Below are 21216 nucleotides of genomic sequence, written 5' to 3'. Positions count from 1 at the left end.
GGGCCTAGTAGTCGATCCTGGTGTCGAGTGTGTTCCAGGTGTTGAACGGCTCCAGCGGCGCGGGGGCCGCCGGATCATCCAGCACCAGCTTCGAGACCGGCATCAGGGAGTCCCTGTCCTGGTTGTCGAAGTATTCGTAGAAAACGGCGTCATCGAAGCCAACGGAGGCGGCGTCATGCCGGTCCGCGGCGAAGACCACCTTTTCCACCCGGGCCCAAAGCGCGGACGCGAGGCACATGGGGCACGGCTCGCAGCTGGTGTAGAGGACGGCCCCGCTGAGGTCGAAGGTGCCAAGCTCGCGGCAGGCGGTGCGGATTGCGGTGACTTCGGCATGCGCGGTGGGATCGTTGTCCGCGGTGACGCGGTTGACGCCGTCGAACGCGCGGCCGTCAGCCGTAACGATCATGGCTCCGAAGGGGCCCCCGCTGTTCAGGACGTTGGCCGTGGCCAACCTGATGGATCTGGCCAGAAACTGTTCGGCCGTGACGGTGGTACTCATGATGCGACTTCCTTTTGCCGGGAAGCCCGTTGCCGCTTGCAGGACCAGTAGAACCAGGTGCGAACGGTTACCAGGCTTCAGCATGTGCTGTGAAGGTTAAGTTGCGCCTGGTAGATAGCTTCCCGGTGACCGGGTGCCCGCCTTTGGCAAGATCGAGATTAGCACCGGACTGTGGGCTGCGCCATAGTTTTCTGGAATTTTAATTTCGCAATGTGAAATCCACGTTTCGCGGGTTTCACCCCTGCTGCGGTCACAATCCGTGGCGTTGACGCCGGGCCCTGCGCCTTCTAGCCTAGGTGCCAGCCGCGCCGCTTCCGGGCACTGAACCGTGAGGCGCGGCCGCCTGGATCAGCAGACAGGGCCTCACTGAGCTGGAATGACATTAACAGCGCTCAGAGAAGGACAGCCATGACGCCATCCGCTTCCCGTTTGTGGATCAAAAACCCGCAGGGAGCTTTTACCGCCAACCACCTCGACGCTTCGGGCGGGCTGGTGGTCAGCGGCGGTGTTATAACCGAGGTTCTTGCCGCAGGGCAGCAGCCCTCCGCGCCGTGCGATGAGACGTTCGACGCCGGAAACCACGTGCTGCTGCCGGGCCTGATCAACACGCACCACCACTTCTACCAAACACTCACCCGCGCGTGGGGCCCCGTGGCGAATGCCCCGCTGTTCCCCTGGCTGCAGAACCTCTATCCGGTCTGGGCGAGGCTTACCCCGCGGGACCTTGAACTCGCCACCACGGTGGCGCTGGCGGAACTCCTGCTGTCCGGCTGCACCACGGCGGCGGACCACCACTACCTCTTCCCCGCGGGCCTCGAGGACGCGATTGACATCCAGGTGGAGGCCGTGCGCCGGCTCGGCATGCGGGCCACCCTCACCCGCGGGTCCATGACCCTGGGAACGGACGACGGCGGCCTGCCGCCACAGTCGACGGTGCAGGCAGCCGAGGTGGTGCTGGCCGACAGCGAACGGCTGGTGCACCAGTACCACGAACGGGGCGACGACGCGGTGATCCAGATTGCCCTGGCTCCGTGCTCACCGTTTTCGGTCACCAAGGAGATCATGGCCGAAAGCGCAGCGCTCGCCGAACGGCTGGACGTGCGGCTGCATACCCACTTGGCCGAAACCCTGGATGAGGAGGACTTCTGCCGGGAGATGTTCGGGCTGCGGACGGTGGACTACCTGGACAGCGTGGGCTGGCTGACGGACCGCACCTGGCTGGGGCACGGCATCCATTTCAGCGACGCGGAGATCGCCAGGCTGGGAGCCGCGGGCACCGCCGTCGCGCACTGCCCCACCTCGAACATGCGGCTGGCGTCGGGAACCGCACGGGTCCTGGAACTGGAGGACGCCGGGGCTCCCGTGGGGCTGGGAGTGGATGGCTCGGCGTCGAACGATGCCTCCAACATGATCCTGGAAGCGCGGCAGGCCCTCTACCTCCAGCGGCTGCGGTACGGTGCGGACGTTCCGGTGGAGCGTGCACTCAGCTGGGCAACCCGCGGCTCGGCGGCCGTCCTGGGCCGGTCCGGCCTCGGCCAGCTGGCTCCCGGCATGCAGGCGGACCTGGCCCTCTTCCGGCTGGATGACCTGCGCTTCTCCGGCAGCCACGATCCGGTGGCCGCGCTGCTGCTGTGCGCCGCGGACCGGGCGGACCGTGTGATGCTGGGCGGACAGTGGCGCGTGGTGGACGGGCAGATCCCGGGGCTCGACGTGGCCGGCCTGATCGCCGAGCACTCAGCGGCCGCGCGCCGGCTGGTCAACGGCTAGCCGGACCCCTGGACCTGCCGCGACGCGCAGATTCAGGATCGACGCAGAAAAGGACAGGCGAGACCCGGGTATGGGTCCCGCCAGTCCTTTTGCGCAGCGGAATTGAGGGTGCGTGTCGCCAGCGTAGATGCGCGTCGCCGGCCCGGGCCTGTGCCCTGCTATGAACGGCGGCTGAATCCCGGGAGCGCCTGGACCCAGCGCGAGAAGCGGCCGGGAACGTGCTCCCGGTCCGCAGGAAGGTAGAAGTCCGGATCCGTCCCGCCGCCGAGGGGGAGGTAGAACTCCTGGACTGAAGCTGCCGCCGTGGGTGCCGGTGAAACCGGCGTGCTGTCCTGCTGGTACATCTGATCCTCCTTCAAGGTATGAGGTTTAGTTCCACAAAACGGAAAAAAACTTTTGCTGTGTGGAATAGCTTATGGCTGCCTCCGCTGGCTCGTCAATGGTCTGCTCCCGGTTCGGTCACAATCTGAATTTTCGATTTGTGATGTACACCACCGGCTTCCGGAGGTACGCTTGGTGTCAATTCGTGGCACAGGTCACGTAACCTGGGAGCAGCAGGCAGGGTCGTAATGAGCTGGCATCAATGGATGCCGGCTCTTTTTTGTTGGGTCGGCTCCACCGGAAACGCGCTTGAAACGCGCGCTTAATTTCAGTGATGGAACCTAGGTTCCACTTACCGGAAGTTGGGAAAAGACCATGAGCAGCAAGATCATCCTCGGCGAGAACCAGTACGGCAAGGCCGAGGTCCGGGTCGTCAAGATCACCCGCGACACCGACCGCCACGAAATCGAAGACCTCAACGTCACCTCGCAGCTGCGGGGCGATTTCGCGGCCGCACACCTTGAGGGCGACAACGCCCACGTGGTGGCCACTGACACCCAGAAGAACACCATTTACGCCTTCGCCCGTGAGGGCGTCGGCTCGCCCGAGGCGTTCCTGCTTCGCCTCGGCGAGCACTTCACCTCCAGCTTCGACTGGGTCACCGGCGGCCGCTGGGAAGCCGAGTCTTACAGCTGGGACCGGATCCAGGCCCACGGCACCGAGCACGACCACTCCTTCGTGCGCAACGGCCAGGAAGTCCGCACCGCAGTCCTGGTCCGCGACGGCGCCACCACCCACCTGATCTCCGGGCTCAAGGACCTCACAGTCCTGAAGTCCACCCAGTCCGGCTTCGTGGGCTACCCGAAGGACAAGTACACCACCCTGCCCGAAACCACGGACCGCATCCTGGCCACCGACGTCTCGGCCCGCTGGCGCTTCAAGACCGGCACCGACTTCAGCACCCTGGACTTCAACAAGAGCTACGACGACGTCAAGGGACTCCTGCTCGAAGGTTTCACGGAGAAGTACTCCCACGCCCTCCAGCAGACCCTGTTCGACATGGGCACCAAAGTGCTGGAAGCTCACAGCGAGATCGACGAGATCAAGTTCTCGATGCCCAACAAGCACCACTTCCTCGTGGACCTCTCGCCGTTCGGCCTCGACAACCCCAACGAGGTCTTCTTCGCCGCCGACCGCCCCTACGGCCTGATCGAGGCCACCGTCCAGCGCGAGGACGCCACCCCCGCGGACATCGCCTGGTCCGGCATCGCCGGCTTCTGCTAAACCCGCACCACGCACCATCCGGCCTGGAGTTTTTGTCCAGATAAGACGACTTCAGCACCCCTGAAGCCTGCATAGCTGGACAAAAACTCCGGGCACCCACCCCACGTCTTTCACCACCGTTAGCCAGACACCGTTAGCCAGACAATGTCGTCTGCCATGAACCAAGAAAGTCTGCCATGAACTTCAGAAAGAAACCGGCCGCTGCTGCCGCCGGAAAAGGCACCCGTTCGGCCCGGCCAGAGGACCAAAAGCTCCCCATCGCCAGCACCTTCGCGTACGGCTTCCAGCACGTCCTCACCATGTACGGCGGCATCATCGCCCCGCCCCTGATCATTGGCGCCGCCGCCGGAATGTCCTCGCAGGACATCGGCCTGCTGATCGCGGCCTGCCTCTTTGTCGGCGGCCTGGCCACCATCCTGCAGACAGTGGGCATCCGCTTCTTCGGCTCGCAGCTGCCGCTGGTCCAGGGTGTTTCCTTCGCAGGCGTCTCCACCATGGTGGCCATCGTGCACGGCGGCGGCGGAATCCAGGCAGTCTTCGGGTCCGTCATCGCGGCATCACTGATCGGCCTGCTGATCACTCCGCTTTTCTCGAAGATCATCCGGTTCTTCCCGCCGGTGGTTACCGGTACGGTGATCACCACCATCGGGCTGACCCTGATGCCGGTGGCCGCCAACTGGGCCATGGGCGGCAACAGCAAGGCCGAGAACTACGGCAGCATGGCCAACATCGGGCTGGCCGCGGCCACCATGGCCATCGTCCTCCTGCTCAGCAAGGTGGGCAGCGCCGCGATTTCACGGCTCTCCATCCTGCTGGCCATGGTCCTGGGCACCCTGATCGCGTTCGCCTTCGGCATGGCTGATTTCTCCAAGGTGGGTCAGGGCGAGATCGTCGCGTTCCCCACCCCGTTCGCCTTCGGCCCGCCGGTGTTCGAGATTGCCGCCATCATTTCCATGCTGATCGTCATCCTGGTCACCTTGACCGAGACCTCCGCGGACATCATTGCCGTGGGCGAGATCGTCGGCACCAAAGTGGACTCCAAGCGGATCGGCGATGGGCTCCGGGCGGACATGCTCTCCTCCGCCATCTCCCCGCTGTTCAACTCCTTCACCCAGAGCGCGTTCGCCCAGAATGTGGGCCTGGTGGCCATCACCGGAGTCAAGAGCCGCTTCGTTGTCAGCGCCGGCGGCCTGATCCTGGTGATCCTCGGTCTCCTGCCGGTCCTTGGCCGCGTGGTCGCAGCGGTGCCGACTCCTGTACTCGGAGGTGCCGGCGTCGTACTCTTCGGCACGGTGGCCGCCAGCGGCATCCGGACTCTGTCCAAGGTGGAGTACAAGAACAACATGAACCTGATCATCGTGGCGGCGTCCATCGGGTTCGGCATGATCCCCATCGCCGCGCCGGCCTTCTACGACAAGTTCCCGTCCTGGTTCGGCACCATCTTCCACTCCGGCATCAGCTCCGCTGCGGTGATGGCCATCCTGCTGAACCTGCTCTTCAACCACCTCAAGGCGGGCAACTCGGAGAACCAGTCGGTGTTTGTGGCCGGAACAGGGCGCGTGGTCCGGGAAGAGGACCTGAAGTGCCTGGCCGACGGCGACCGCTTCGAAGGCGGCAAGCTCATCGACTGCGACGGCAAGGAAGTCCGCGTCGAGTCGTCCGAGAAGGCGTCAGAGCACTGACCCTCCCCGCAAGTACGACGCGGCCCGCTTCAGGAAGGAGCGGGCCGCCGTCGTTGTCAGCACAGGAGGTGCGTCAGGTGCGGTTGAGTTCCAGCGAGATGGCCTCGGCGGCCTCGCGGAGGACGGGCACGGCTTTATCGGCAAAGTGCTCGTCCACGCGGGAGACGGGGCCCGAGACAGAGATGGCTGTGGGAGTGGGGGCGTTGGGCACCGCCATGGCGAAGCAGCGCACGCCGAGCTCCTGCTCCTCCTCGTCAATGGAGTAGCCCCGCTCGCGGATGAGCTTGAGGTCAGCCAGGAGGTCATCGACGTCGCCAATGCTCTTGGCAGTGGGCGTCGGCATCCCGGCGCGGGTCACGATGCCGCGGACCGTCTCGTCATCCAGCTGCGCGAGGATGGCCTTCCCGACGCCGGTGGCGTGGGTGTGGGCGCGGCGGCCCACCTCGGTGAACATGCGCATGGAGTGCAGCGAGGGCACCTGTGCCACGTAGATCACCATGTCCGAGTCCAGTACGGCCATGTTCGAGGTCTCCCCCAGCCGGTCCACCAGCGTTTTCAGCTGCGGACGCGCCACGGCGCCCAGCTGCTTGTTGGCGCCTTCACCCAGCCGGATGAGCCGAGGGCCCAGTGCGTAGCGCCGGTTGGGCAGCTGGCGGATGTAGCCCAGGGACACCAGTGTCCGCAGCAGGCGGTGGATGGTGGGCAGCGGAAGGTCGGTGGACGAGGACAGTTCGCTGAGCGTCACGTCGCCGCCGGCATCCGTGATGAGCTCCAGCAGTTCGAAGACGCGCTCTACCGACTGCACACCGCCCGAGGCTTTTTCTGCCATTCCGTTGTCTCCTACGGCTCGGAATCTGACAACTCTTATCCGCATCGTGAAAAGAATTGCTTAGAACACCCAACATACAGCACCTCTGTACGCGGCGCGATGCACTCCCCCAGTCATACAAGGAGGGCTTGTATTTCCATCTTGCAGATAATAATATCCATAATACGAAAACATTGGTTTCGAGAACACAGACCGGACACGGCCGAACAGAAGGCCCAACAGGAGGACATTCAATGGCGAACCCCAGCCCCGGAAATTCGATCACCCTGCGCGTGGAAGCACCGTCGAGCTTCAGCGCCACCAGCGAGCTTGCCGCAGCCGTGGGAGCGGCGGGCGCAGCCATCACCGCACTGGACGTCAGCGAATCCCACCACGAGACCCTCGTTGTGGACGTCACCTGCAACACCACTGACGACGAACACGCCGCCCGCGTCAAGGACGCCCTCAACGCGCTCGACGGCGTCACGGTCCAGTACGTCTCGGACCGCACCTTCCTGATGCACCTGGGCGGCAAGCTGGAAGTTGTCCCCAAGGTAGCCCTGCGCAACCGCGACGATCTTTCCCGCGCGTACACTCCCGGCGTCGCCCGCGTCTGCCTGGCCATCGCCGAGGATCCCGCGGCAGCCCGCAACCTGACCGTGAAGCGCAACACCATCGCCGTCCTCACCGACGGTTCGGCCGTCCTGGGCCTGGGCAACATCGGCCCGGCCGCGGCCCTTCCGGTGATGGAAGGCAAGGCGGCGCTGTTCAAGCAGTTCGCCAACGTCGATGCCTGGCCGGTCTGCCTGGACACCCAGGACACCGAGGAGATCATCATGATCGCCAAGGCCATGGCCCCCGTGTACGGCGGCATCAACCTCGAGGACATCGCCGCCCCGCGCTGCTTCGAGATCGAGAACCGGCTCCGCGAGGAACTGGATATCCCGGTGTTCCACGACGACCAGCACGGTACGGCCATCGTCACCCTGGCAGCCCTGGTCAACGCACTGCGCGTGGTGGGCAAGAAGCTGGACGAGGTGAAGATTGTGGTGTCCGGCGTCGGCGCAGCCGGCTCTGCCATCATCCAGCTCCTGAAGGCCCAGGGGGCGCAGCACATCATCGCCGCCGGCCGCTCCGGTGCCATCCACTCCGGCGAGACCTACGGTGACGAGCACCGCAGCTGGATCGCGGCGAACACCAATGAGGAAGGCTTCGCCGGCACCCTGCACGAGGCCCTCGCCGGCGCGGATGTGTTCATCGGCGTCAGCGCCCCGCACGTGATCGGCGAGGAGCAGGTGGCCTCGATGGCAGAGAACGCGATTGTGTTCGCCATGGCCAACCCGACGCCGGAAATCGATCCGGTCATCGCCTCCCGGCACGCTGCCGTGGTTGCAACCGGCCGCAGCGACTTCCCCAACCAGATCAACAACGTGCTGGCTTTCCCGGGCTTCTTCCGGGGCCTGCTCGACGCCGGAGCCTCGGACATCACCCCGGAGATGCTGGTGGCCGCCGCGGAAGCGATCGCCAACCGGGTGGCTGACGACGAGCTCAATGCCAGCTACATTATCCCCAGCGTCTTCGATCCCCACGTGGCTGCCGATGTTGCCTCAGCCGTTGCCGCGGCCGCCCACGCCGCCAACGTGGCAACCGCGGCTGCAGCCAAGGAACTCGAAGCCGCCCTGGCCAGCGCCTGATTCACCGCCTGACTTCAGTACAAGGAAAGGACCAGAAATGGCCATCACCGTCACAGACCCCCGGCCCATCGAGCGCGCGGAGGAAATCCTCACCCCCAAGGCCCTGGCCTTCATCGAGGAGCTCCACACCCGCTTCGCCGGCACCCGCAACGAGCTCCTGGCAGCCCGCGCCGTCAAGCGGCAGCGCGTGGCCGAGACCGGCAAGCTGGACTTCCTGCCGGAGACGCAGGACGTGCGCGACGGCGACTGGAAGGTTGCGCCGGCACCGGCGGCTTTGCAGGACCGCCGGGTTGAGATGACCGGGCCCGCCTCACCGGCGAAGATGGCCATTAACGCGTTGAACTCCGGCGCCAAGGTGTGGCTCGCGGACCTTGAGGATGCCAGCACCCCCACCTGGGGCAACGTCATCGACGCCATCCTGAACCTCCGCGACGCCGCCCAGGGCACCCTGAGCTACACCTCGGAGGAGGGCAAGGAGTACAGGCTCCGCACGGACGCGCCGCTCGCCGTCGTAGTGGCGCGCCCGCGCGGCTGGCACATGCAGGAAAAGCACCTGCTGCTCAACGGAGAACCCGCCGTTGGCGCACTGGTGGACTTCGGCCTGCACTTCTTCCACATCGCCAAGCAGCTGGTGCTCAACGGGCAGGGACCGTACTACTACCTGCCCAAGATGGAGAGCCACCTTGAGGCCCGGCTGTGGAACGACGTCTTTGTGTTTGCGCAGGATTACCTGGGACTGGGCCAGGGCACCATCCGCGCCACCGTGCTGATCGAGACCATCCCGGCCGCGTTTGAAATGGACGAGATCCTGTACGAACTGCGGGACCACGCCTCCGGCCTGAACGCCGGCCGGTGGGATTATCTGTTCAGCATCATCAAGTACTTCCGCGACGCCGGCGAGGAGTTTGTGCTCCCGGACCGCGCCTCGGTTGCCATGACCGCCCCGTTCATGCGCGCCTACACCGAACTGCTGGTCAAGACCTGCCACAAGCGCGGCGCCTTCGCCATGGGCGGCATGGCGGCCGTGATCCCCAACCGCCGGCACCCCGAAGTGACCGAGGCTGCCTTCGCCAAGGTCCGCGCCGACAAGACCCGTGAGGCAAATGACGGCTTCGACGGCTCCTGGGTGGCACACCCGGACCTGGTCCCCACCTGCCGTGAAGTCTTTGATTCTGTGCTCGGCGACAAGCCCAACCAGCTGGACAAGCAGCGCCCCGAGGTCAACGTGACCGCGGAGCAACTGCTGGACGTCACCTCCGCCGAGGGCCAGGTCACCGAAGCCGGGCTGCGTTTGAACCTGTACGTGGCCATTGCCTACACGGCGGTCTGGCTGTCCGGGAACGGCGCCGTGGCCATCCACAATCTGATGGAAGACGCCGCAACTGCGGAGATCTCCCGCTCGCAGGTCTGGCAGCAGATCCGTAACAAGTCGGTCCTCGCGGACACCGGCAACACGGTCACCCGCGAACTGGTGGAGCGGATCCTGGGCGAGGAAACCGAGCGGCTCCGCACCGAGTTCGGCGACGAGGCTTTCCGCCGCTACTACCAGCCGGCCAGCGAACTGATCGCGGACATCTGCCTGTCCGAGGACTACACCGACTTCCTCACCACCCCGGCCTACGAACTGGTGGGCTGAGCCATGGCAGCATCACCCAAACCGTCGCTGTCCGCCGGGGACCTGGCGGCCATCGACGGGCAGCTGGCCGCCACGGACCGCCTGCTGGAGCAGAACTACCCGGGCGACGACGGCTCACGCCAGCCCGTTCATACGGTGTACGTGCCCGCGGACCGGTTCACGCCGTCGTTCGCTGCCGACTGGGGCGCCGAGGCACTGGCCGCGGCCAACGCCCACGGCGGGCTGGAAAAGCTCGGTGCGCTGCTGGGCCAGGACGCCGCGCTGGCGGAGGCTGTTGCCCCGCGGGTGGAAGCCAAGCTGGCCAGCGAACCGATCGAGGACCTGCGGCTCGATTTTGAGGACGGGTTCGGGGACAGGGGCGACGACGCCGAGGACGCAGCCGCGGTTGCTGCGGCTTCCGCTGTGGCCGCCGCAGCCGCGGCCGGGTCCGCTCCCCCCTTCATTGGCATCCGCTTCAAGTGCTTCGAGGCGGCCACGCGGTCCCGCGGGCTGCGGACGCTGGACCTGTTCGTTTCGGGCCTGGCGGCGGCGGGCGAGCTGCCGGAGGGCCTGGTCCTGACGCTGCCCAAGGTGACCACCGTGGCCCAGGTCAAGGCCATGGACTACGCCGTTTCCCGGCTTGAGGAAGTGCACTCGCTCCCGGCCGGACGGCTCCGCTTCGAGGTGCAGGTGGAAACCCCGCAGCTGATCCTGGGGCCGGAGGGAACATCGCCGGTGGCCCAGCTGCCGCACGCCGTCCCGGGCCGGATCAGCGGCCTGCACTACGGCACGTACGACTACTCGGCGTCGCTGCAGATCTCGGCCGAATACCAGTCCATGGAGCACCCGGTGGCGGACTTCGCCAAGGAAGTCATGCAGCTGGCCGTGGCCGGTACCGGCATCCGGCTCTCGGACGGGTCCACCAACATCATCCCCGTGGGCGACAACGTGGAGAACGCATGGCAGCTGCACGGCCGCCTGGTCCGGCGGTCGCTGGAACGCGGCTACTACCAGGGCTGGGACCTGCACCCGGCCCAGCTGCCCAGCCGCTTCGCCGCAACCTACGCCTTCTACCGTCAGGGCCTTCCGGCCGCCGCGGCCCGCCTGCGGACCTACGTGGAACGGGACAACGCAGAGCAGACCGAAGGCGGCGTCATGGACGAACCCGCCACGGCCCGGGCCCTGGCCGCATTCGTCCTGCGGGGCGTCCAGTGCGGCGCCGTCGGTGCGGAGGAAGTCCAGGCGCTTGCCGGCGTCGGAATTCCGCAACTGACCGGACTGGCCCACCCGCGGCTCGCCACCACTTCCAACTCCTAGGTAAGGATCCCTTATGGGCAAGTACTACTCCCCCACTGGCGGGCTGCCGCCGCAGACCCACCTGACCACCGAGCGGGCCATCGTCACCGAGGCGTACACGGTGATCCCGAAGGGCGTGATGACGGACATCGTCACGTCCAACCTGCCGGGCTTTTCGAACACCCGATCCTGGATCATCGCCCGCCCCATCTCAGGCTTCGCCACCACTTTCTCGCAGCTCATCGTTGAGATCGGACCGGGCGGCGGCGCCCCCAAAGCTGAGTTCGAGGCCGGGGTTGAAGGCGTCATCTTTGTGACCCGCGGAAAGGTCAACCTCACCCTCGACGGCGAACTCCACCAGCTGGAGGAAGGCGGCTACGCCTACCTGGCGGCAGGTTCGGACTGGGGCCTGGAAAACGTTTCAGACGACGTCGTGTCCTTCCACTGGATCCGCAAGGCCTACGAACGCCTTGAGGGTTTCGAAGCCAAGTCCTTCGTCACCAACGAAAAGGACGTGGAACCCACGGCGATGCCGGACACCGACGGCGCCTGGAAAACCACCCGCTTCACGGACTCCAGCGATCTCGCCCACGACATGCAGGTGAACATCGTGACGTTCCAGCCCGGCGGCGTCATCCCGTTCCCGGAAACCCACGTGATGGAGCACGGCCTGTATGTCCTGGAGGGCAAGGCCATGTACCTGCTGAACAACGACTGGGTGGAAGTGGAGGCCGGCGACTTCATGTGGCTGCGCGCCTTCTGCCCGCAGGCCTGCTACGCCGGCGGCCCGGGCGAGTTCCGCTACCTGCTGTACAAGGACATGAACCGCCAGGTCCGCCTCACCTAAACCCCTCCCCCCAACTAAGTAGCGCCAAGTGTCGTTTTGGAACCTCAAAACGACACCTGGCGCTACTCAGTTGGGGGAAAATGGGCAACATGGGCACAACCCCGGGCCGCGCGTGGAAGCGGGTCGCCGCTGTCCTGTGCACGGTTCTGCTGGCTGCACCGTCAGCCGGCTGCACCGGGGAACCGCCTCCGCCAAAACCGGACAAGCCGGCAGCCTTCGCCCTTTTGGAATCCTTCAGCTCCCGGATGCTGGAGGAAGGCGCGCCCGCGGTTTTGGTCGCCGTCCGGTCCAAGGACACCAGCTGGACGCACGCCTCCGGCGTACGGGACCTGGCAACACGTGAGCCTGCAGCAGTCTCTGATCCAGTCCGCATCGGCGGCATTACCGAATCCATGGTTGCTGTATCGGTCCTCAAGCTGGCTGAGGAGGGCAAACTCGACCTGGACAACCAGGTCAGCGACTACCTCCCGGAGTTCGGCGGCGTCCTCCATCCGCCCGGCCGGGTCACGGTCCGGCAGCTCTTGACCCATGAGTCCGGGCTGCCCGACTTCTCAGTCCCCCTCCTGGCCTCCGGCGGGTGGGCGGAAACGATGAACCGGCCGCTCAGCCTTGAACAGCAGTTGGCCCTGGCCGCCACCATTCCCTGGGAACCGAGGCTGGCGCGAATATTCAACTACTCGCGGTCCAATTACGCCGCCCTTGGGCTGCTGATCCAACGCCTGCGGGGGCAAAGCTTGAGCCGCGTCCTGGCCGCAGATGTTGCGCACCCGCTGGGCCTGACGGCAACCAGTCTTGGCGGCGTGTCCTCGCCCACCATGGTCCACGGTTACATCACCGTGGAGGGCAAGCAGGTGGACGTGGCACATCCCGTCTGGCAGGCCGAGCTGCCCTCCGGCGGCGCCGTCTCCACGGTGGAGGACGTCAACCGGTTCTACGCCTCGCTGCTGCAGGGCACCCTGCTCCCGCCGGACAGGGTGACGGCCATGAAGGGCGGTTCCTCGACGTATTACGGCTTTGCCCTGCGGCGGTGGAACAACACCTGCAACAACCGTTTCTACTATGGCCTTCCCGGGGACACCGACGGCTATGGCATGATCGCCATGACCAGCGAGGACGGAAGCACGCAACTGGCGATGTCAGTCGCCTACCCGTCCGCGCCGCCAACCCTCGACCTGAATCCGCTGATCTACGAGATGCAGGACGTGGCGCAGGAAGCCCTGAACAGCCTGTGCAGCGAAAACTAGGGGTTCAGGACCACCTTGATGCAGCCGTCCTCCTTCTTCTGGAACTTCTCGTACAGCGCCGGCGCCCCCTCCAGGCCGGAGCGGTGGGTGACCAGGTCCATCACACCCAGCGGATCGGCGTCGTCCTCCACCAAGGGAAGGATGTCATCGGTCCAGCGGCGCACGTTGCACTGCCCCATCCGGAGCTGGATCTGCTTGTCGAACATGGTGAGCATCGGCATCGGGCTGGCCTGCCCGCCGTAGACCCCGCTCAGCGACACTGTTCCGCCCCTGCGCACAGCCTGGATGGACGTGTGCAGCGCGGCGAGCCTGTCCACGCCGGCTGTCTCCATCGCCTTTTGCGCCAGTTTGTCCGGCAGCAGACCCAGCGCCTGGTGCGCGAACCCGGCCACCGGGGAGCCGTGTGCTTCCATGCCGACGGCGTCAACCACCGCGTCCGGGCCACGCCCCGCGGTCATCTCCCGCAGCTGGTCCGCCACATCCTTGGTGTAGTCGAGCGTTTCGACGCCGTGCCGCGCCGCCATCTCACGCCGCTCAGGGACGGGGTCGATGCCGATGACCCGCAGCCCGCGCTGGACCCCGATGCGTCCCGAGAACTGGCCCACCGGGCCCAGCCCGAACACGGCCAACGTGCCGCCGGCCGGAGTGTCTGCGTACTCCACGGCCTGCCAGGCGGTGGGAAGGATGTCCGAGAGGAACAGGTACCGTTCGTCCGGCAATTCCGTGCCCACCTTGATGGGGCCGTAATCTGCGTGCGGCACGCGGAGGTACTCGGCCTGCCCGCCGGGGACGGAACCGTACAGCTCCGAATAGCCAAAGAGGGCCGCCCCTGAGCCCTTGTCCTTGACCTGGGTGGTCTCGCACTGGGACTGCAGGCCCTGGGCACACATGTAGCAGCGGCCGCAGGAAATGTTGAAGGGGACCACCACCCGGTCGCCTTTGCGAAGGTTGGTGACGCCGCTGCCCACCTCCTCGACGATGCCCATGGGTTCGTGACCGATGACATCACCCTTGTGCATGTACGGGCCGAGGACCTCGTACAGGTGGAGGTCGGAGCCGCAGATCGCCGTCGAGGTGATCCGGATGATGGCGTCGGTAGGGTCCTGGATGACCGGATCAGGCACTTCTTCCACACTTACCGAACGTTTTCCTTGCCACGTCAGTGCTTTCACAGTCTCCCCTTCTCTCGGATCCGGGCGGGACGCCCTTTCCTCGACGCTATCGGCTCACGGGCAAAAAAGTAAGCAGGCTGATGAAAGTCTTGTCGTCCCAGCCTGGGGCTCCTAGCGTAGGAAGGACCAGCCCACGCCAGATGCCCAGTGAAAGAGGAACATGATGTCGCTCTACCAGCCGGAACCGGTCGAAATTTCCACGCGCATGCGCCCTGGCGAATGGACGGAGGAAACCCTGGAAGCGCTGGTAGCCAGCTACCAGCAGCGCATCGTGGAGATGGGCGCCAGCATCACCGACGTGGTCACCGACATAGATCGGAGCGACGACGGCTCAGTGCGGGTAGCAGTTTCCTGGGTCAAACCGGCCAATGCGGGTGACGAGGACTCGGTCGCCGGCGGGCAGACGCTTTAGCGCCGCATCAGGTTAACAGGCGGCCTGCAGCGCTTGTTTTCAGGTTCTCCAGCAGGTCGCGCGGCCCTTCAAAGACTTCCACCGCGCCCGCGTCCCGGAGCTCAGCGGCACTGACCCCGCCGCAGGTGACTCCGATGGCGGGAATCCCCAGCGCGGCGGCGGCCACCATGTCCCAGACCGCATCCCCGACAAACACGGCGTCGGCCGCATCCACGCCGATTGCTTCCAGCGCGGCGACGAGGATGTCCGGGGCTGGCTTGCTTTCCTCGGCGTCGTTGGCGCTGGTGGCGCCATCGATGTACGCGTCCGCGTCCAGGATCGACTTCATGACCTGGAGGTCCTGGTTCCGCGCAGAGGATGCGAGCGCGACGGCGAGTCCGGCCGCATGGCATTGGGCCAGCAGTTCCCGGGCGCCGTCGAACCTGCGCAAAGCCGGCCAGTGGGAGGCGTAAAGTGCGGCATGGCTGGCCATGACCTCAGGGTCAAGGGACTTGTCCCGGTCATCCGGCAGGAGGTTGTCCACCAACCGGTCGCCGCCCATGCCCACAAAATGGTGGATCGACGCCATCGGGATGTCGTAGCCGTGCTGGCGAAAGGCACCCCACCAGGAAATGGTGTGGATGTAGGAGGAATCGATCAGCGTGCCGTCAACGTCAAAGAGAATCCCCCGGCGGCGTCCGCTGTCAGGGGATTCGGGTTCCAGCGCCACCATCAGCTGACCGCAGCCCGCTTGGCCCCCGCAGTTTTCCTGGCCCGGGCAGCCTCCTCCTTGGGGCTGGTCACCGGACGCACGCGCTCCCTGATGACCGTGCCGGCGCCGTCGTGGCTCTTGTCCCTGATCAGTCCCGTGCCGGCGATTTCACGCGCCATCGCCACCCCGGCAACCGCTGCCCGCTTGGTAGGAAAGGTGACCGAGATGGCCATCAGATTCCCGGTGCCATCCATCATCCGGACCCTATAGCCGCCGTCGGGCGCGTCCACGAGCTCAAAATACCCGGCCATTGCAATCACTCCTCCATCAGTCATGGTGCTGTGCTCTTTGGGAGCACTCCATGAAGTGTTAGTAAGTATACTTATCTAATTAGCGAAGGAGAAGCCGGACGTCCCGAACGCGCCGCCTCAGCGCGTTTCCGCCGTTTCCGGGGGTATGGGAGTGTCACTTCGCCGAACGGTATCCTGATGCAGCTCCAAAGCGCTAGTCACAAGCGCGAAGTGGCTGAACGCCTGTGGCGTATTCCCGAGCTGCCGGCCGAGCCTGACTCCCCATTCCTCGCTCAACAGCCCCACGTCGTTGCGCAATTCCAGCAGCCGTTCGAACAATTTCCGGGATTCCTCTTGGCGGCCCGCGCCCAACAGCGCTTCCACCAGCCAGAACGAACACGCCAGGAAGACGCCCTCATCGCCCGGCAGGCCGTCGTCGCTCTCGGCGGGCCGGTAACGCAGCACGAACCCGTCCTCGGTCAGTTCCCGCTGGATGGCCTCGATGGTTCCGATCACGCGCGGATCATCGGGCGGCAGGAAACCCACCCGGGGAATCAGGAGCAGGCTGGCGTCCAGTTCCGGCCGCCCGTAGGACTGCACAAAGGTGTTGCGTTTGGCGTCGAAGCCGTTGGCCATAATGTCCCGGCGGATGGTGTCCCGCAGTTTTTCCCAGCGTTCCACCGGCCCGGGAAGCCCTGAGTCGCGGACGCCCTTGACCATCCGGTCCGCCGCCACCCAGGCCATCACCTTGGAGTGCGTGAAGTGCCGGCGGGGGCCGCGCATTTCCCAGAGCCCGTTATCCGGCTGGTCCCAGATGGTCTCCAGGTGCTCCATCAGCGCTACCTGCACGTCCCAGGCCTCATCGGTATGGGTCAACAGCGAGTTGCGGGTGAGCGCCAGGCAGTCCAGCACTTCGCCCCACACGTCCAGCTGCAGCTGCTCGGCGGCGCCGTTGCCGATCCGGACCGGGGAGGAGTTTTCGTAACCCTTCAGCCAGGGCAGCTCCATCTCCGGCAGCCGGCGTTCCCCATGGATTCCGTACATGATCTGGAGATCCGACGGGTCGCCGGCGACGGCCCGGAGCAGCCAGTCCCGCCAGGCGGCCGCCTCGGCGGTATAGCCGGCTGCCAGCAGCGCCTGGAGCGTCATGGTGGCGTCGCGGAGCCAGCAGTAGCGGTAGTCCCAGTTGCGGGGGCCGCCGGGTTGTTCGGGCAGCGAGGTGGTCACCGCCGCCACGATCCCGCCGGTGGGAGCATAGGTCAGGGCCTTCAGCGTCACCAGCGAGCGGATCACGGCTTCCTTGTACTTGCCCTCCACCGTGCATTGGGAAGCCCAGCCCCGCCAGAAGGCGTAAGTGGTGCCCAGTACTTCTTCGGCATCCACAGTGTGCGGCCGCCCCACATGGCTAGGGGCCCAGGTGAGGACGAACGGAACCCGTTCGCCGGCATTGACCGTGAAGTCGCTGACGCTGTGCATGTTTTCCCCACGCAGCGGAGCAGGCGTTACAAAATAAACGGCGTCCGGCCCGGCAATGGCGTGCAGGCCATAGTCGTCCTTGCGCACCCAGGGGATGATGTGGCCGTAATCGAAGCGGAGGGTCAACTCCCCATGCATCTTCACGCTTCCGGTGACGCCTTCGACGATCCTGACGATGTCAGCCACCGAGTCACGCGGCGGCATAAAGTCGATGACCCGCACCGTCCCGTCAGCGGTGTCCCACTCTGTCTCCAGGATCAGGCTGCCGTCCCGGTAGCCGCGGCGCGTGCAGGGCCCGCCACTTTCCGGCGCCAAAAGCCACCGCCCCGCCTCGGGTGTGTCCAGCAGCGCGTTGAAGCAGGCAGGGGAATCGAACCGTGGAAGGCAGAGCCAGTCGATGGAGCCTTCAGTGTTCACCAGTGCCCCGGTATGGAGGTCACCGACAACCGCATAATCTTCAATTCGCGCCATGACCATACCCTGCCACAGCCAGCGCCGGAGTGGACCGTGTAGCCTCGAAAGACGGCAGCAGCGGTGACCGGAGGCAAACATGGCAATCCACATCGGAACCTCCGGATGGAGCTACGACCACTGGGAAAACGTCCTCTACCCGCCCAAGCTGCCCGCGAAGGACCGGTTGCAGCATTATGTGGCCCGGTTCCACACCGTTGAACTCAACGCCAGCTTCTACCGCTGGCCCCGCAACACCACCTTTGCCGGCTGGAACCAGCGGCTGCCCGCCGGGTTCAGCATGTCAGTCAAGGCGCCCCGTGGCCTGACCCACGCCAGGAAGCTGTACGAACCGGAGGTGTGGCTGGAGCGCATCACCCGGTGCTGGCACGAGTTGGGGGATAAACGCGCAGTCCTTCTGGTCCAGTTGCCGCCCGGCATGGAACGGGACGATGCACGGCTGGACTACTTCCTCGCCGCGGTGCCGGACTGGATCAGGGTCACCGTGGAGTTCCGGCACCCGAGCTGGGAATGCTCCGAGGTGTTCACCCTGCTGGAGCGGCACCAGGCCGCCTACTGCATCATGAGCGGTGCCAACCTTCCCTGCATCCTTCGGACTACTGCCCCTTTCGCCTACGTGCGGCTCCATGGCCCGGACCACCAGCACCTTTACGCAGGCTCCTACTCGGATACGGACCTGCAGTGGTGGGCGGACCGTATCCGGGAATGGGCAGGCAACGGCCTGGACGTCTACGCCTATTTCAACAACGACGGCGGCGGGAACGCCGTGCGGAACGCGGACACCCTGCGCGGGATCCTCGGGGAAGGGTAACGTCACGAAGCGTCAGCAGAGGCCTGGCTTCTCTGTGGCCCGCACCGCCCTGTGGCAGAGTGGAGCCATGGACTCGGCTCCGAAGAATTCTGCACACAGCACAACACCTGCCGCGGCTTTGGACGCGCTCTCCGGGAACCAGGTGTTCCGGCTGGCGCACCGGCTATCGGACGCCTTCAATGACGTCCGGATCCAGCTGGCCAAGCGCTGGAAGTTCGTTCCGCAGATCATCGCCTACCAGGGCTACGGCTCAACCACCCAAGTCAGGGTACTGGGGCGGGTGCTGATGACCCAGAAGCCGCTGCCTGGCAGCAAGGCCGAGCAGGAAGCCCAGAACGGCAACCAGAATGTGCGGGGGTGGCGCGCCTTCACCGGTGTACCGCTGCAGTTCACCGACGTCGAAATCACCATCGGCGACGTCGTCACCCATATCCGGGCGGACCGCGGCGGCCTGATCGACACGGAGGTGGACGTCCAGCTGTCTCCGGGCTGGCACACCGCTGTCCTGCGGGCGGAAGGAACGGACCCTGTTGAGGCAAAGGTCCGGGTAATCGCGCCCGACGTGAAATTCGGCATCGTCTCGGACATTGATGACACCGTGATGGTCACCGCCCTTCCCCGGCCGTTCCTGGCGTTATGGAACACCTTTGTGCTCAGCGAGCGCGCACGCATGGCCACGCCGGGCATGGCGGTGCTGCTGGACAGGCTCACCATCGAACACCCCGATGCCCCGGTCATCTACCTGTCCACGGGCCCCTGGAACGCCGCACCCACCCTGGCCCGGTTCCTGAACCGCAACATGTACCCGTCCGGAGCGCTGCTGCTGACGGACTGGGGCCTGACCCAGGACCGCTGGTTCCGCAGCGGCCAGGACCACAAGCACCGTAACCTGGAGCGGCTTAGCAAGGAGTTCCCGGACATGCAGTGGCTGCTGATCGGTGACAACGGCCAGCACGATGAAGCCATCTACTCCGGCTTCGCGGCGGAGAACCCGGACAAGGTTGCCGCTATCGCCATCCGCCAGCTGTCGGTGAGCGAGTCAGTCTTCGCAGGCGGCCACTCGGAAGACGGCGACCACACCACGTCCAAGGTGCCGTGGATCTACTCCCCTGACGGCGCCGGCATCGCCAAGCAGCTGGGCATGCTGGACGTCCTCTAGCCCGGTGCCCTAAGTGCCCTAAAGCCGCAGCCTGCACCCCGGCAGCGGCTACCCTGCACCCCGGCAGCGGCTGCCCCGCGCCCCGGCGGCCTAAGCGCTGGCACCCAACGGGGTCACGCCGTCGTCGGGCGATTCCGCATCCAGGACCTCCGCCTCCAACCCCTCGGGTGCCGCGGCCGCTGCGATGGCCATGTCCGCAGCAGCAGCCACGTCCCGCTCCTCAATGAGCTCCTGGTACCAGAAGTAGGAGGCCTTGGGCGTCCGCTCCAGGGTCTCGTAGTCCACATGGAGCAGCCCGAACGGCTGGTTGTAGCCGGCGGACCACTCGAAGTTGTCCAGCAGGGACCAGACGTAGTAGCCGCGCAGGTCGATGGACTCGGCCTCACCGCCGGGAGCCGTGGCCCGCAGCGCAGCCTCGAGGTGGTCCGAGAGGTACTTGAGGCGGCGCTCGTCGGGGATGAACCGGGTGTTGGTGGACTTGTCCCGGACGATGATGTCCTCGAAGCTGGCCCCGCCCTCGGTGAGGATGACCGGCGGCAGGTTGGGGTACCGGTCGGCCATCTCCTTCAGGGCAACCCGCATGTATTCCGGTTTAACCGGCCAGCCGTAGGACGTGATGTCCGCTTCCGGCCAGGTTTCCACGTGGAAGGGGGTGCCGCCGCTGCCCGTTGCGCTGAGGTCGCTGCCCATGGCCTCCGCCATGCTCGCCGGCACCGCCCCGCCCCCGGGTCCCACAGCCACCTTGGTGGGCATGTAGTAGTTGAGCCCGTAGAAATCCAGCGGCTGCGAGATGAGCTCCATGTCCTCCTCCGGATGCTCGAACGAGCTGAAGAACTTGGCGGCCCGGATAAGGTCGGGATACTTCCCCGTCAGTACTGGGTCAGCGTAGAGCCGGTTCTGCGCCAGGTCCATCAGGCCCGCGCTGACGTAGTCCAGCGGGTTGATCGAATTCGGGACCATGGGCGAGTAGACGTTGGTCATGCCGATTTCGCCCGGCACCTTCGCGGCGCGCAGGGCCTGCACGGCCAGGCCGTGCCCCAGCAACTGGTGGTGGACCGTGGGGAAGGCGCCCAGGAGGAGCTCCTTGCCCGGCGAATGGAGGCCAAGGGTGTAGCCGTTGGTGCTCACCGTGGCGGGTTCGTTGATGGTGACCCAGCGGGCCACCCGGTCACCGAAAGCCTCAGCCAGGATGCCGGCGTACTCCCCCAGCCGGTAGGCGGTGTCCCGGTTCATCCACCCGCCGTCCTCGTCCAGCGCCAGCGGTGTGTCCCAGTGGTAGATGGTGGCCATGGGCGAGATTCCGTTGGCCAGGAGTTCGTCCAGGAGCCGGTCGTAAAAGGCCAGGCCAGCCTTGTTCGCGGGTCCGCGGCCGGTGGGCTGGATGCGCGGCCACGCGAACGAGAACCTGTACGAGTCCACGCCCAGCTGCTTCATGAGCGCCACGTCCTGCGGCATGCGGTGGTAGTGGTCGCAGGCCACCTTCGGGCTGTGGTCCTCCACGATGGCGCCTGGCTTTGCCGCAAATACATCCCAGCCGGCGGGTCCGCGGCCATCCTCGTCCAGCGCACCTTCGATCTGGAAGGCTGCGGTGGCCACTCCAAGCGTGAACCCCGCGGGGATGAGTGCGGCGAGGTCCTTGGCGGATATGTGCATCGAATCAAACCCTTTACTACGGAC

At 65.7% G+C, this 21216-nt stretch carries 19 protein-coding genes; 11 read left to right on the top strand and 8 right to left on the bottom strand.

Annotated elements, in window-relative coordinates:
• Positions 1–4: 4 nt before the first annotated feature.
• Positions 5–499, bottom strand: a complete 495-nt coding sequence (locus QRN11_RS12030; RefSeq protein ID WP_142056565.1) for a nucleoside deaminase — start codon at positions 497–499, stop codon at positions 5–7.
• A 408-nt stretch (positions 500–907) separates the two neighbouring features.
• Here QRN11_RS12030 and QRN11_RS12025 point away from each other — a divergent pair, with 408 nt between their 5' ends.
• Positions 908–2266 (top strand): 8-oxoguanine deaminase, encoded by a 1359-nt coding sequence (locus tag QRN11_RS12025; protein WP_285251137.1) that lies wholly within the window; start codon positions 908–910, stop codon positions 2264–2266.
• Between the two features lie 158 nt (positions 2267–2424).
• Here the strand turns inward: QRN11_RS12025 and QRN11_RS12020 are convergent, their stop codons facing one another.
• Entirely contained in the window at positions 2425–2610 is a 186-nt protein-coding gene (locus tag QRN11_RS12020; RefSeq protein ID WP_050053784.1) for a hypothetical protein, read from the bottom strand.
• Positions 2611–2962: 352 nt separating this feature from the next.
• Between QRN11_RS12020 and pucL the strand changes: the two genes are divergently transcribed.
• Positions 2963–3871: a factor-independent urate hydroxylase gene (gene pucL / locus QRN11_RS12015; RefSeq protein WP_285251136.1), complete on the top strand. Its 909-nt coding sequence runs from the start codon at positions 2963–2965 to the stop codon at positions 3869–3871.
• A gap of 176 nt (positions 3872–4047) precedes the next feature.
• A complete protein-coding gene (locus QRN11_RS12010; RefSeq protein WP_285251135.1) occupies positions 4048–5553 on the top strand; it encodes a nucleobase:cation symporter-2 family protein in 1506 nt (501 codons plus the stop codon).
• A 73-nt stretch (positions 5554–5626) separates the two neighbouring features.
• Here the strand turns inward: QRN11_RS12010 and QRN11_RS12005 are convergent, their stop codons facing one another.
• Positions 5627–6382, bottom strand: coding sequence for an IclR family transcriptional regulator (locus QRN11_RS12005; RefSeq protein WP_285251134.1), 756 nt, complete (start codon positions 6380–6382; stop codon positions 5627–5629).
• A 233-nt stretch (positions 6383–6615) separates the two neighbouring features.
• Here QRN11_RS12005 and QRN11_RS12000 point away from each other — a divergent pair, with 233 nt between their 5' ends.
• The 5 genes from QRN11_RS12000 (at position 6616) to QRN11_RS11980 (ending at position 13057) form a co-directional block, all read left to right on the top strand.
• Positions 6616–8055: an NAD-dependent malic enzyme gene (locus QRN11_RS12000; RefSeq protein WP_285251133.1), complete on the top strand. Its 1440-nt coding sequence runs from the start codon at positions 6616–6618 to the stop codon at positions 8053–8055.
• A 37-nt stretch (positions 8056–8092) separates the two neighbouring features.
• A complete protein-coding gene (gene aceB / locus QRN11_RS11995; RefSeq protein WP_285251132.1) occupies positions 8093–9691 on the top strand; it encodes a malate synthase A in 1599 nt (532 codons plus the stop codon).
• Positions 9692–9694: 3 nt separating this feature from the next.
• Positions 9695–10987: a DUF6986 family protein gene (locus tag QRN11_RS11990; protein ID WP_285251131.1), complete on the top strand. Its 1293-nt coding sequence runs from the start codon at positions 9695–9697 to the stop codon at positions 10985–10987.
• 13 nt (positions 10988–11000) lie between these two features.
• Entirely contained in the window at positions 11001–11813 is an 813-nt protein-coding gene (locus tag QRN11_RS11985; RefSeq protein ID WP_091421373.1) for a bifunctional allantoicase/(S)-ureidoglycine aminohydrolase, read from the top strand.
• Between the two features lie 89 nt (positions 11814–11902).
• Positions 11903–13057, top strand: a complete 1155-nt coding sequence (locus QRN11_RS11980; protein ID WP_285251130.1) for a serine hydrolase domain-containing protein — start codon at positions 11903–11905, stop codon at positions 13055–13057.
• Here QRN11_RS11980 and QRN11_RS11975 read toward each other — a convergent pair.
• A complete protein-coding gene (locus QRN11_RS11975) occupies positions 13054–14229 on the bottom strand; it encodes a zinc-dependent alcohol dehydrogenase (protein ID WP_142056588.1) in 1176 nt (391 codons plus the stop codon). The genes QRN11_RS11980 and QRN11_RS11975 overlap by 4 nt on opposite strands.
• Before the next feature lie 160 nt (positions 14230–14389).
• Between QRN11_RS11975 and QRN11_RS11970 the strand changes: the two genes are divergently transcribed.
• Positions 14390–14641: a hypothetical protein gene (locus QRN11_RS11970; protein ID WP_285251129.1), complete on the top strand. Its 252-nt coding sequence runs from the start codon at positions 14390–14392 to the stop codon at positions 14639–14641.
• A gap of 7 nt (positions 14642–14648) precedes the next feature.
• On the opposite strand, the gene QRN11_RS11965 is transcribed toward QRN11_RS11970, so the two are convergent.
• From QRN11_RS11965 to QRN11_RS11955, 3 genes are all read right to left on the bottom strand, one after another.
• Positions 14649–15353, bottom strand: a complete 705-nt coding sequence (locus QRN11_RS11965; protein WP_285251128.1) for an HAD family hydrolase — start codon at positions 15351–15353, stop codon at positions 14649–14651.
• Positions 15353–15643, bottom strand: a complete 291-nt coding sequence (locus tag QRN11_RS11960) for a hypothetical protein (protein ID WP_091421382.1) — start codon at positions 15641–15643, stop codon at positions 15353–15355. The genes QRN11_RS11965 and QRN11_RS11960 overlap by 1 nt, the downstream gene beginning before the upstream one ends.
• A 117-nt stretch (positions 15644–15760) precedes the next feature.
• Positions 15761–17569, bottom strand: a complete 1809-nt coding sequence (locus QRN11_RS11955) for a glycoside hydrolase family 15 protein (protein WP_091421649.1) — start codon at positions 17567–17569, stop codon at positions 15761–15763.
• 79 nt (positions 17570–17648) lie between these two features.
• Between QRN11_RS11955 and QRN11_RS11950 the strand changes: the two genes are divergently transcribed.
• Positions 17649–18380, top strand: a complete 732-nt coding sequence (locus tag QRN11_RS11950) for a DUF72 domain-containing protein (protein WP_285251126.1) — start codon at positions 17649–17651, stop codon at positions 18378–18380.
• 67 nt (positions 18381–18447) lie between these two features.
• Entirely contained in the window at positions 18448–19539 is a 1092-nt protein-coding gene (locus QRN11_RS11945) for an App1 family protein phosphatidate phosphatase (protein ID WP_285251125.1), read from the top strand.
• Between the two features lie 90 nt (positions 19540–19629).
• Here QRN11_RS11945 and QRN11_RS11940 read toward each other — a convergent pair whose 3' ends face one another.
• Positions 19630–21192, bottom strand: a complete 1563-nt coding sequence (locus QRN11_RS11940) for a GH1 family beta-glucosidase (RefSeq protein WP_285251124.1) — start codon at positions 21190–21192, stop codon at positions 19630–19632.
• Positions 21193–21216 lie beyond the last annotated feature (24 nt).

This window comes from Pseudarthrobacter sp. fls2-241-R2A-168 (genome assembly GCF_030209335.1).
In the GTDB taxonomy this organism is placed as follows: domain Bacteria; phylum Actinomycetota; class Actinomycetes; order Actinomycetales; family Micrococcaceae; genus Arthrobacter.
The sequence above is the reverse complement of the archived record's forward strand: the minus strand, read 5'-3'. Positions and strand labels throughout refer to the sequence as shown.